Annotated in this window: 8 protein-coding genes, 1 tRNA gene and 1 pseudogene; 3 read left to right on the plus strand and 7 right to left on the minus strand. The window is 45.3% G+C overall.

Annotated elements, in window-relative coordinates; genetic code table 11:
- Positions 1-67: 67 nt before the first annotated feature.
- Positions 68-907: a hypothetical protein gene (locus DFR47_RS14925; protein WP_113945197.1), complete on the minus strand. Its 840-nt coding sequence runs from the start codon at positions 905-907 to the stop codon at positions 68-70.
- 87 nt (positions 908-994) lie between these two features.
- Between DFR47_RS14925 and DFR47_RS14930 the strand changes: the two genes are divergently transcribed.
- Positions 995-2,299 (plus strand): hypothetical protein, encoded by a 1,305-nt coding sequence (locus DFR47_RS14930; protein ID WP_113945198.1) that lies wholly within the window; start codon positions 995-997, stop codon positions 2,297-2,299.
- Between the two features lie 444 nt (positions 2,300-2,743).
- On the opposite strand, the gene hisD is transcribed toward DFR47_RS14930, so the two are convergent.
- Complete coding sequence (gene hisD / locus DFR47_RS14935; RefSeq protein WP_113945199.1) at positions 2,744-4,024, minus strand: histidinol dehydrogenase; 1,281 nt, start codon at positions 4,022-4,024, stop codon at positions 2,744-2,746.
- A gap of 140 nt (positions 4,025-4,164) precedes the next feature.
- On the opposite strand from hisD, the gene DFR47_RS14940 reads away from it, so the two are divergent.
- Together DFR47_RS14940 and DFR47_RS14945 are read left to right on the plus strand one after the other, a co-directional pair.
- Positions 4,165-4,713, plus strand: a complete 549-nt coding sequence (locus DFR47_RS14940) for a cupin domain-containing protein (RefSeq protein WP_113945200.1) — start codon at positions 4,165-4,167, stop codon at positions 4,711-4,713.
- Between the two features lie 107 nt (positions 4,714-4,820).
- Positions 4,821-5,859: pseudogene (locus DFR47_RS14945) on the plus strand (ABC transporter substrate-binding protein).
- A 913-nt stretch (positions 5,860-6,772) separates the two neighbouring features.
- On the opposite strand, the gene DFR47_RS14950 reads toward DFR47_RS14945, so the two are convergent.
- The 5 genes from DFR47_RS14950 to DFR47_RS14970 all read right to left on the minus strand — a co-directional run bounded on the left by DFR47_RS14950 (position 6,773) and on the right by DFR47_RS14970 (position 13,212).
- Entirely contained in the window at positions 6,773-7,021 is a 249-nt protein-coding gene (locus tag DFR47_RS14950; RefSeq protein ID WP_113945201.1) for a hypothetical protein, read from the minus strand.
- Between the two features lie 321 nt (positions 7,022-7,342).
- Positions 7,343-8,236, minus strand: a complete 894-nt coding sequence (locus tag DFR47_RS14955) for an AraC family transcriptional regulator (RefSeq protein ID WP_113945202.1) — start codon at positions 8,234-8,236, stop codon at positions 7,343-7,345.
- 154 nt (positions 8,237-8,390) lie between these two features.
- Positions 8,391-11,558: an efflux RND transporter permease subunit gene (locus DFR47_RS14960; protein ID WP_113945203.1), complete on the minus strand. Its 3,168-nt coding sequence runs from the start codon at positions 11,556-11,558 to the stop codon at positions 8,391-8,393.
- Between the two features lie 12 nt (positions 11,559-11,570).
- On the minus strand, positions 11,571-12,749 hold the full coding sequence (locus DFR47_RS14965; protein WP_210207318.1) for an efflux RND transporter periplasmic adaptor subunit: 1,179 nt from the start codon (positions 12,747-12,749) through the stop codon (positions 11,571-11,573).
- Positions 12,750-13,135: 386 nt separating this feature from the next.
- Positions 13,136-13,212: transfer RNA gene (locus DFR47_RS14970), tRNA-Met, on the minus strand.
- Between the last annotated feature and the right edge of the window lie 103 nt (positions 13,213-13,315).

A 13,315-nucleotide genomic window follows, 5' to 3' on the forward strand; every position in this document is an offset into this window, starting at 1 on the left:
ATATTTTTCGATACTCGTTATTTTCAGCTCCCAAATAGCTCTTTGCAAGTTGATCAGAAAGCATCTCTCATGTTCGAACGCGATTTCCAACATTAAGCCCATGTGTTGCTGCTCTAATTCTAGGCCCGAACCTACTTTCAAATTCAATTTCTAAAAGATCATAGAACTGATCTAAACGCTTTATCAGAGCCCTCGTTGAGAAATTAAACTGGCGCTGCAACTCAACAAGCCCCTCTTGAAACGAACGTGTGACGTTAATATTTAGGCCAACTCGATTTTTACCAACCATCCCCCTGCCCCATTGCTCCCAACGGGCAGCCAATTCAAATGTCATACTGTCTTCTGTAAACCCTCTCTCTTCACCATGATGAAACCGAGCATTGCGTTCAAAACGATGCTTCCCTTGATCTGCAAGCATTTGTTCAAGCACATAGAGAGTGGCCGTATTCACACCCCTTTTTTTAAACTGGTCGAAAGAGCATTTTCTCGCCTCAAGTTCACACTCATATATAACGTTAGTAAAAATCAAAGCACAATCTACCACTGAAGTATAACGCATGAGAAAAACATCTGCGGCGATTGTCAGCCACTCATACCGCGAAATTGCAAAATCTTTAAAACTATTAGGTAATTTTTCTGGCCAAAGTAAATCTCCAACGAGGTTCAGAGACTCTACCCTCCTGACCAAGAGTTTCAAAGCACAGTTAGTCTCAAGTGCATACTTCACATCCGGATACTGCGCCATTTCTTCATAACTATCGAAGCTTAAAGATACGATACTAAGCTGGTAGACACGACCAATAAAATTGTGATCATCTGAAGAAAGGACATGCCTAACCAATGGTTTCTTACGCATACGTCTAGGCAGTGTTGTCATTTTCCGTACAGGGTTGTGTAAATCATCCATAGCCTCTAATACCTGTAAGTAAGAACGTCAGCAAATTCGGATTTTGCATTAGTAAATTTTGATATAAGCACATCGCTGAGAGATTATATGAAAATTAAATCTATAATGATTTCCGACCTTGTAGTAAATCGATCTAATGATCGTCATGGTGAGCTTGAAAATGAAACTGCTGCCATTGCCTGGCTTTTCAATCAACGCGAAACCCATATGCGCAACCTTACTAAGGATATTGTTGAAAAAGGCGGGATTTTTGAGATGCCCCTTGTGGCACCAGAAGGTGAAAAATACGTCGTCTTTGATGGTAATAGACGTGTTACATCCCTCAAGCTTCTAGCCTCACCTCGAAAGGCTCCCAACTCCGATTTGCAATCCTTTTTTATCGATCAGCGCGCACGGTGGACCGGTCATTTTCCAGATACCATTCAATGCCAGGTGGAAGCAAACCGTGAGCGCATAGATGCAATCCTGTTCCGCAGACACACTGGCACACAAAATGGCGTCGGTCAGTCAACTTGGGACGATCGTATGAAGGCAACCTTTATAGAACGCACGGGGCAAAGTAATGGCATTAGCGTAGCGGATGAAATCGAAAAGCGTTTGAAAGAAGCAGACATGCTTCCAGGCTCAAAAAAGATTCCTCGTTCAACTATGAACCGATTGCTGTCTTCTGAACCCTTCAGAAATAGGCTTGGCTTCAGTGTCACCAAAGGTCGCTTCGAATACACTCACAATGAAGATGTCAGCTTATCTGCTATGGCACGAGTAGCCAATGACTTAGCGAACAAAAAACTCGTTCTAGGTGATATTTGGGACGTAGATGGTAAACGCAAATATTTGGATGATCTTGAACGCGAAGGTGTATTACCTAATGCTGCGCATACCTTTTCTCGTCATTCACCTCGTCATTCTGCAGTTAGTGCAAAACGAAACAAATCTGTCACCGTTGCACGCCAAATCAAACGGACAACACTAATTCCTCAAACTGATTATGGTTTAATTTGGCCTGGTCGGCTACAAAGACATCATCATATCTGGAATGAACTTCAGTTTAACCTTCAGCTTACAGAACACCCAAATGCAATTTCAGTTCTTTTCCGGGTCTTGCTAGAACTATCAATTGAGAACTACATTGGACAATCCGGCGTAATAATAAATGACGGTGATAAACTTGCAGCGCGGTTGATCAAGGTCGGTAAGCACCTTCGAACTGCAGGTAAAATAGATGACAAACAAGTCGGCATACTTACAAAATTCCAACAGTCAGATCAGCTCGTCTCTGCAGACACCCTAAACCGTTATGTTCATTCACCTAATTTTGCCCCCTCACCGGAACACCTCGCTTCCATGTGGGACAGTATGGCGAGTGTTATTTGTCTTTGTCTTCAAGCGTAACTAGTAAAGGCCTTCGAAGCCAAAAAAGCTCACTCCAAATTCAAATTTTAGTTTATAAATATAAATAGGTGGAGAAATAATATATTATAAAAATATTTCTCCACTTGCATATTAAGATGCGATAATTAATCTAATATGACATATCATTAAATGCTTTCATCGTATCAAAAGCGGTTCTTTACCTAACAGAAGAACCGTAACTTATATGTATACACCTTCCAAAAAACATCATACTTCAATGCATTTTTGGTACAAATAAAATACAGTAAACATAAAAAACATAATTTAATCAATGATTTAAATATATTTAATAGACAGCATAAATCCCACCCTCTCCGTCATTCACAATGCTTAATCTTCAAATTTTTATGATTTATTTAAAAATGCTGCTCAAGAGTAAAACTTCACTAGAGCAGCGTTTATCATCCATAAATATAATTGTTATTATACGTTCAAACGGAGAGCAGCGGCTCGACGGTGCCCCTCCATACCTTCTGTAGCACTTTGTCGTATAGCAGGTGGAGCAACTGCTAAAACACCTGCAATATCAAGCCATTGATGTGTACATATTTTGACATAAGACCCCACCCATAAGCCACCAGTGTAGCGCCCTGCGGCCATAGTAGGGAGTGTATGATTTGTCCCGCAACATTTATCAGAATAGACGACGCTCGCCTTTTCCCCAATAAATAATGAACCATAATTTCTCAGTTTTTTAGCCATTTCCTGAGGGAAACGTGTATGGACCTGTAAATGTTCTGCAGCGATATAATCTGAATAAGCGATCATCGTCTCTTCATCAGCACAAATAGTGATCTCACCATAATCACGCCAAGCAACTCCCGCCACATCTGCAGTAGGTAAGGTTAACAATTGGTTATCCACTTCCGCTAAAACAGCTTCAGCTAACGCCCTATCGGTTGTAATTAACCCTACACGCGTTCTCACATCATGTTCAGCTTGTGCGAGCATATCTGTAGCAATCATTGAAGCATTGCCTGTTTCATCGGCAACAACAAAAATCTCACTAGGTCCGGCCAATTGATCAATACCGACCTGGCCAAAAACCTGACGTTTAGCTTCATTCACAAACGCATTACCCGGTCCAACAATTTTATCTACAGCTGGAATTGTCTCTGTACCACAAGCCATAGCAGCAATTGCTTGTGCGCCACCGACACGGAAAATACGATCCGCACCGGAAAGATGACAGCCGGCAATCATTGCTGCGTGTGCATTTGGTGGCAAACATGCAATTACTTGATCACAACCAGCTACCTTCGCTGGTACAATTGTCATAACCGGCGCGGAAAGAATAGGATAACGCCCCCCCGGCACATAGGCACCAACAACCTCAATAGGAATAACACGGTGTCCGAGATGCAAGCCAGGTAAGGTTTCCACTTCAAGTGGCAAGATTGTTTTTAGCTGCGCCTCGGCAAAAGTTTTAACCTGAGCAATTGCAAATTCAGTGTCAGAGCGCGTTTGAAGATCAAGGTCTGCAACTGCCTTTAATCGCTCTTCCATACTGACTTCGAACTGGTCAGGTACGGTTTTATCAAATTTTTTCGAATATTCACGCACAGCATCATCACCACGCGCTTTAACATTCGAAATAATATCTTTGACGGCTGTCTCAACCGATATCGTGTCTGAAATCGCGTCTCGGGACGGCTCCTTGATACGGATTATTTTATCTTTAAGAGCTTTAAGTCGCGCTGTCATGTTCATGCCTTTCTGATCTCACCGAATAGTACGAAAGGTCAGCATCATTCACAGCTCAGTTATATACAATTGCCACTCACCCCACCGTCTACTATTCTCACCAAAACTCGACAGATAGTCTGTGAGGTGGGAGAAAGAGAATGCCAAAAATCGGTATCAAACTAAGAGAGCTACGCCGACGTCGTGACCTAAGCGTCCGTGAACTGGCAATACGTTCAGGCATTTCGCATTCTACAATATCTTTAATTGAACGGGATCGCATGAGCCCCTCCATCGACACGCTAAGTGCTGTCCTCGATGCATTAGGCACAACACTTCCGGGGTTCTTTTCTGACTTACAATCAGGACTACCCTATACTCCGTTTTACAATGCTGCAGACCTACCGGAAATCGGAAAAACTGATACCGTTTCATATCGCGTTATTGGGCTCAACCACCCCAATCGGCAATTATTAATGCTTCATGAAACTTATGCTATAGGCGCCAGCTCAGGAAAAGTTTTTACCCATACCGCTCAAGAAGCAGGAATGATTATAAAAGGAGCTGTAGAAGTAACAGTCGGAGGTCAAAAAAAGACACTGTGCCAAGGTGATGCATATTATTTCGACAGCCGTTTGCCTCATAGTTTTCGCAATGTTCACAATGAAAAGAGTGAAATTTTCAGTGCCATTACCCCCCCTACATACTAAACGGCATATATGGTGAGTAAACTCACCATATATGCCGAAGGTACTTCCATTCCTGCAGTTCTATGATTTGCTGTTAGCAACAAAAGAATAAATATAAGGGGGAAGTCATGAAAATACTCAAAGCATCATTACTCGCTTGCACCATAGCATTTTTTGGAATCAGCAATGCTATAGCACGTGATCTAACAGTAGTTTCCTGGGGTGGGAATTTTCAGGATGCCCAGCGCGTAATTCATTTTAAGCCCTATGCTGAGATGAGCGGAAAACCACTACTTGATGAAAGAGGAGGGTGGTTACGGTGTATTGCAAGCTAAAGTCAAAGCTGGCGTTCCAAACTGGGATGTTGTTGAGGTCGAGTCAGAAGAACTCGCCCTTGGCTGCGCTGATGGTATTTATGAAAAAATTGACTGGGAAAAACTCGGCGGCAAAGAAAAATACCTCCCTGCTGCCGTCAGTGAATGTGGTGTTGGCAATATCGTCTGGTCGACTGGCCTTTCATATGACGGTGCGAAGCTGAAACAGGCACCACAATCATGGGCAGATTTCTGGGATACAGAAAACTTCCCAGGTAAGCGCGGTTTCCGTAAGGGGCCTAAATATGCACTTGAATTCGCACTGATGGCTGACGGTGTACCAGCAGAAGAAGTTTATACGGTTCTCTCTACACCTGAAGGCGTCGACAGGGCATTCAAAAAACTTGATACTTTAAAGTCCGATATTATTTGGTGGGAAGCAGGTGCACAACCGCTGCAGCTTCTGACCTCCGGCGAAGTAGTCATGACCACAGCCTATAATGGTCGCATCAGTGGGCTTAACCGTTCAGAAGGCAAACAACTCGGCTTTATGTTCCCCGGCAGTATTTATGCGATCGACAGCTGGGTTATTCTTAAAGATAGCCCGCATAAAGAAGCGGCTATGGATTTCATTGCCTATGCTAGTAAAGCTGAAAATCAGGCTAAGCTGCCAGAATATATCGCTTATGGACTGCCTCACGTTGATGCAGGTGAGCTAGTGCCGGAACAATATCGCTCCGAACTCCCGACAACTCCAGATAATCTGAATGGTGCTGTTGCACTCGATGTAAACTTCTGGACTGATCACTCAGAAGAACTAACACAAAGATTTAATGCCTGGTTAGCGCAATAATTCCCACCCGCTACCCCGCGTGAAAAAAGGGCGCTATTTTATAGCGCCCTTTTTTCACATATTCGGTGGCTTTACAGAAGAATTATACGACACGCTTATAACCCTCATGTCCACGAAGGATAGCTCTGCGGAAAATCACAAGCACTGTAGGATGCTAGCAGCTTTAGTCAGGATATTTTCAACGATGATGTCATATGGTGCCCAAATATACTTCACAGCTTTGCACGAATTTTCGTCCAAATAAATCGGTACAAAATATGGTACAAAATAAATTACAACTATTTTATTTTATAATTACAAATCAATTAGTTATATAATAAAAACCATGAACAAGAATCCCGCTCTATCCGCCAGTTTTATTTATTCAAATATTTACTCAATAAAAAACGATAATTTGAAAAATTCCTTAGGTTTATTTAGGATACCCTATCTTATTTAATAGCGCAGATGCTTCCTATTCTTTTAGCTCGAACGTTAATCGCAGCACTAACATCTATCCAACTAAGGTATTAAGAATAAGAAAAAATCTTTACTACGGGCTTACAGAACTGGCTAATATCTAAATTTTTACCAACCATTCGTAAGACAGCCCCCTATTCTCTAAATGAGGAAGAGATGAACTCTCGCTCATCTTGTAACATAGAGACGTCCTTCTCCAACCAGTCATCTGTCGCCAAAACATCCGGAAGTTTGCTGAAGCCGGAGGCATGAAGCGCTCTTCACTCTATGAATAGTACCTCGACATCATGGAAGAACTTATCAAATTCACCGGCCTGATATGAGGCATTTCTAACCATCTGATTGATCGTTACAGTGAAAGGAAGAAACGACGGAGAAAATGAAAACCCGTGTTTCGTTGAAATTCATATGACCGCCTGTGTGAGGTATAAGAATAACTGCACATTAAAACAAATTACATCACAATAATGGGCGTTACTTTAAATATGATAAAAATAATCATGATATTATTTACAGGATCAGGCACAGATTTCGCAGCATAGCTGTCGTTGTTACAAGTTTTTATATGGCACATTATCATCTGCGGGTTGGCGGTTTCAGGCCAGCCCCGGCAAATTGAGACAATCCATCTTTTGGAGAGTTTTTCATCGTCGTATTGCTGATGCAGATTTTTAAACAGGCCGTGATTGCTATGTACAAACATGCCTGAATATTCTTTTCACGGAAAAGCATAAAGCTCTGCGCAAGCAGGGTTTCGTACTAATGATGACGACGGAAAATCTCTCTGATTGCTGCCATTATCAAAAAAAGCGATCATCGTAATGATAAGACGTGCAAAAATAGTGGGGCAATTTTTGCTGTTAATTTTACTCGCAATTGTTATATCCGCCATCGCTTATTGGTGCGAAGCGCTATTGCCATTGAGTATTGTCCATTAGCAAATCTGGCATCTGAAAATAGATAATATGATACGGCTTCATAATGATCATATGGAGAAAACCTGCTTAAAATATTCAGTATATAGTTATGCTTCCGCGCATTCTTTTAAATGTTGCTGCGGCGAAACGCCATAAAACCGGCTATACTCACGTGTGAATTGTGACCGGCTTTGATAGCCCACTGCGTATCCCACATTGCCAATATTCTGTCGTTCAATTTGTATCAGGCGCCGTGCTTCATGCAGCCGGAACTGTTTTTGATACTGCATTGGTGTGAGACCGGTAATCGCTTTAAAATGATGATGCAGTGAGGATTCACTCATGCCTACCTGATGAGCAAGTTCAGGTATCCGCAATGGTTCAACATAATTTTTGCGCAACCAGTCGATCACTTTACTGACGCCGTTTGCAGAACTGTCCGCTATCGCTAATTGCAGCAAGCGGCAGCTGTATGGGCTGGATAACAGCCTGTAGATGACTTCCTGCTCGATCAGAGGTGCCATAAATTTAATATCATCGGGCGTATCAAGAAGACGCAGCAGGCGAAGTGCGGCATCAAGTAATTCAGAATCCACACGATCAACAATAACGCTGCAAGCCTCGTGCGTTACCACAGGGCGTGGCGGAACATCCATTTTTGCAAGCACCTCGCGTAGACGCTCCGGTGAAATTGTCATACCAAAACCGATGCACGGCTGTTCCTCGCTGGCTTCAATAATCCGAAATGCAACAGGAATATCAAAGGATACAAACAAGTAATCCCCGACGCCAAATTTTTGAGTTCTTCCGCCCAGTTCAATCGTCATAACACCTTGTAGTATCATACAGAAAATAGGCGTTTGCGGGCATTGAATGGACGTCAGAGGCGATATGTGGCGTCCGAGTTCAAGATTGCTATTCGCCGTGGCGGTTCTTCCCGCATTTTGTGCATAACGATCAATAATTTCGGTAAGTTCAGTCAGTGCGCCTGTTGTCGTCATTCATAACCAGTCCTGTTAATGGCCTGCAGAATATAATAGCGATTGTGCTGATCTTTTTGAATGCACTTACAGGATCAGGCACAATTCTTGCAGGATTGTGCCGATTGGCAATTGTTGCTGCCAACCGGCTTGATAGAAAATGAAGTGGCTGCTCTTAACTTGCTTCGGTCACATGCATGCTGCTTTCACCATGCTTGATCAGTGGCCGACCGGAGAGCTTGCGCAGACCAACATAAAATACGGGTGTCAAAAACAAGCCGAATATGGTCACCCCTATCATACCGGCGAGCACAGTCACGCCTGTAACGGAGCGTATTTCAGCACCGGCACCGCTCGAAAATACGAGTGGTACGGTTCCGGCAATAAATGCGATCGATGTCATGATAATGGGACGTAACCGCAACCGGCAGGCTTCAAGGGCTGCCTCGACAATGTCGTAGCCTTCAAACTCCAGTTCGCGTGCAAATTCGACAATCAGGATCGCATTTTTACAGGCAAGTCCCATGAGGACGACCAGACCTACCTGAACAAATGTATTATTGTCACCTCCGAGCAATTTGACGCCAAACAAGGCAGAAAGCATACACATCGGAACAATCAGGATAACCGCCAGCGGCAAAGTCCATGATTCATAAAGCGCTGCAAGAACGAGAAAAGCGAGCAGGATTGCAACCGGAAATACAATCAGTGCTGCTTTGCCTTGTGTGGATTCCTGATAACTCAAATCACTCCATTCAAAATCGAAACCCGCTGGCAGTGCCGTTTTCGCCGTTTCCGTAATTCTGTCCATAGCCTCTGCCGAGGACAAAAGTCTGGCATTTGCTTCGCCAGAAAAGTCTGCTGCAGGATAACCATTGTAACGCAACACCGGATCAGGCCCGTAAGTTTGGCTGATCTTTACCATCGAGCCAATCGGCACCATTTCACCTTGCGCATTGCGTGTCTGCAAATTGCGAATGTCTTCAATACGTTGACGGTAATCTCCGTCGGCTTGGGCATAGACGCGCCATGTGCGCCCAAAAAGATTAAAGTCGTTGATATATGCAGAGCCGAGATAAACCTGAAGCGTTTGGAACAGATCTGTCAGTGCCACATTTTGCGCTTTGGCTTTCACGCGATCAACTTCAACATCAAGCTGCGGCACATTAGACTGATAGCTGGAGAACGGAAAACCCATCGCAGGGTCTTTCATAAGTGCGCCTTGCAATGCCCCTGTTGCTTGTTGCAGTGCACCATAGCCAACGCCGCTGCGATCCTGAACAAAGAGCGAATAACCGGCACCCGTGCCCAGTCCGATAATCGGCGGCGGATTGAGAACAAAGGCCATTCCTTCTTTGATTTTATTCATTTCTCCTTGCAGCGCAGCCATGATTTCCTGAGCGCTGCGCTTCCTCTCGTTAAAAGGTTTGAGGATCACATAGGCTACGGCATAATTGGGTGTATTCGTCTGCTGTATCGGGTTGAAACCGGCAAATGTCGTCACATGAGCCACGCCTTCAACCGTCAGAATGGTTTTTGCTAAATCTTTGACGACCGCGTCAGAACGGCTGATTGAACTACCTTCCGGCAATTTTACAACACCAACCAGATAGAGTTTATCTTGTGTCGGGATAAAGCCCCGCGGCACCGAACTAAAAATAAAGCCCGTGGCTGCAAGGAGTAATGCATAGACCAAAAACGCCATACCTCGACGTTTCAGTATGCGTGATACTGCACCGTGATACTTCTGAGAACTGGCATCAAAGAAACGGTTAAACGGACGAAAAACCCAGGAAAATGTACGGTCGATCCCCCGTGAAAATGCATCCTTGGGCGCATCATGTGCACGTAGTAATATAGCCGCGAGTGCCGGCGAAAGTGTCAGGGAATTGATCGCTGAAATCACTGTCGAGATAGCGATTGTAACCGCAAATTGCTTGTAAAATGTTCCGGTTACGCCGGTCAGAAATGCCATAGGCACGAATACCGCACACAGAACCAGTGCAATCGCGACAATCGGACCAGAAACCTCCTTCATCGCCTGATGCGATGCCGCTAATGGCGAGAGACCTTCTTCAATATTACGCTCGACATTTTCGACAACAACGATCGCATCGTCAACCACAATACCAATCGCCAGTACGAGGCCAAACAGGGTCAGAGTATTGATTGAAAAACCAAGAATATAGAGCACTGCAAAAGTGCCGACCACGGATACAGGAACCGCGATCAAAGGAATAATCGAGGCACGCCATGTTTGCAGGAAGAGGATGACAACCAGCACAACAAGAAGGATTGCCTCAGCCAGTGTCTTCACCACTGCATTGATGGATTCAGTAACGAAGATCGACGAGTCATAGTCCGCACGATAGGTCATACCGGGAGGAAAGCTCTGCTTTAACTCCTCCATTTTCTCGATGACAGCATTGCGCACCTCGAGCAGGTTGGCACCGGGCGCTTGAAATATGCCAAGGATGGTCGTCGCATTGCCATCAAGTGTCGTGCGTAATGTATAATTGCTGGCGCCGAGTTCGATGCGGGCCACATCAATGAGACGAACGATCTCGCCGTTTGCACCGGTCTTCAAAACAATATTGCCAAATTCCTCAGGGGTATTCAGACGACCTTGCGCATTGATAGCAAGCAGAAAGTCACTACCGTTCTCAAGGGGTTCAGCACCAAGCTGGCCGGCGGATACCTGTAAATTCTGATCCTGAATCGCCTGTACGACATCACCGGCAGTCATACCACGCGAAGCCACTTTATTCGGATCAAGCCACACACGCATCGCATAGTCGCCGCTGCCGAAAAAGCGGACTTCGCCGACGCCCGGAATACGTGCGAGCTGATCCTTGATTTTAATATTGGCATAGTTACGCAAATACAGGCCGTCATAACGACCGTCTGAAACAGGCGTAACCATCAGTGCAAAATTAGGTGACTGTTTTTGCGTGGTGACACCAAGCGCAACCACGGCAGAGGGCAGGCGTGACTGGGCTTGAGCAACCCGGTTCTGGACATCGACCTGTGCTTTATTCGGATCTGTGCCAGGTTCAAATGTAATCGTCATTTGCAGCACGCCATCAGATCCTGCGACTGATTTCATGTACATCATACCTTCAACACCATTGATTTGCTCTTCCAATGGTGCCGAGACGGTTTCTGCAATGACTTTGGGATTAGCGCCGGGATAGGTCGCTGTTATAAGTACGGTCGGCGGTACGACATCCGGATATTCATCAATAGGCAAAAGAGGAATGGTTATCAGTCCGACCAGAAAAATAACAATGGACAGAACGGCTGCAAAGATCGGGCGATCAATAAAAAATCTGGAAAAATTCATTGAAAACCCTCCTTACTGCGCCGCAGCAGAAGCTGGCATACCCATGACAACTTTGCTGGCATTGACGGGTATTCCGGAAGAAAAAATCTTTTGCACACCACTGACGATGACATTGTCATTCTGCGACAAACCAGCCTGTACAATACGTAAACCGTTAAAAAAGCCGCTGAGGACAACGTCTTTACGTACGGCGTCATTGTTCGCGCCGATGACGTAGACATATTTGCGATCCTGATCGGTCAGGATGGCCTTGTCATCAACCAGCATAGCGTCGAATTCTGCACTGCCCTCAAGCTGGACGCGTGCATACAAACCCGGCACCAAAATCCGGTCCGGATTAGGCACCACCGCACGCAATGTGATTGTGCCCGTTGCGGGATCAACCTGATTGTTGATGAAATCGACAGTTCCGGCATAGGGGAAAGTTGTATCGCTCGCTAAGGCAATACGCACCGGATTAGCTGTGTTTTGACGCTCGCCTGTGCGCGAGAGTGCCAGATAACGCAGATAGGTTTGCTCATCAGGCTGGAAATAGATGTATACTGGGTTCTGAGAGACAACATTAGTCAGCACACTCTGATCAGCCTGAGCCAGATTGCCGACAGTCAGCATAGCGCGCCCGATCCGGCCTGAGATCGGCGATCGGACTTCTGTAAAGCTTAGATTAAGTTTCGCGATCTCAAGATCTGCTTCATCCGCACGTACTTCCGCCTCCCTCTGGTTTAGGGCTGCGCGTCGTGTATCGAGTTCCCCACGCGGAATTGCATTTGTGACGATCAGAGCCCGTGCGCGTTCCTCTTGCACACGCGCCAGCTGTGCGGCCGCGCGCGTACGTTCAAGCTTTGCAAAGGCACTGTCATAGGCCGCTTGATAAGGACGGCGATCAATAACAAAGAGAAGATCTCCTTGTTTGACCTCATCGCCGTCTTTAAACGCGATGCGTTCAATATAACCGCTAACCCTAGTCCGAACTTCAACGGCATCGGTGCTGGCAATACGCCCGCTGAATTCATCCCATTGGCGGATAGATTTAACCAGTACCGGAGCTGCATTGACGTTGACCGGCGGGACAGCCGCTGCTGTCTGTGCATTGTCATCACTGCAGGCTGTAAGAATAATGGCCGCCAAAGCAGCCATAACAAAGGACAATCGTGAGCGTAAGAGCGCCCGACATTGCTGGAGGTAAGGCACGAACACTTCCTTAAATTGAAAAATCTACTCAATCAGAATGTGCACAATGCCACGAGAATTGACATGAGAGTTACATTGATCCCGCGAAAACCGTGCCTGATCCTGCAAGTCAAACATTCAATTTTTAAGCTCAGGGAAATTTTAATAAAACCGTCATGCATCAGACTCTTGGCCTGAACATCGGATTAAGGCTATCGCTTTAGCTGATGATTTGTGCTGTCGGATTTCAGGTTTTTTGGGTTGAGTTGGAGCTTTCAGGCTTCTCCTCCCCTCGTCTGTATTCAGTTGTTGTTTATTGTTATCGCGGACAGACTGTAAACGCCGATAGCCCTGTCTCTTGTGGGCAGGGTTATTTTAAAATCTTATATAATTATTATTTGTGATTTTGGTTGCGGGGGCAGGATTTGAACCTGCGGCCTTCAGGTTATGAGCCTGACGAGCTACCGGGCTGCTCCACCCCGCGTCAAGTATTGTCGAGCCTTGCTGCCCGGGAGCGAAGTCAGGCGTAGCCTGATGAGGTGAGGCCGTATAGAAATCGATTGATTATCGATTTCAGGCCGAACGGG

Origin of the sequence: Pseudochrobactrum asaccharolyticum (assembly GCF_003314995.1) — a bacterium.
GTDB lineage: Bacteria > Pseudomonadota > Alphaproteobacteria > Rhizobiales > Rhizobiaceae > Pseudochrobactrum > Pseudochrobactrum asaccharolyticum.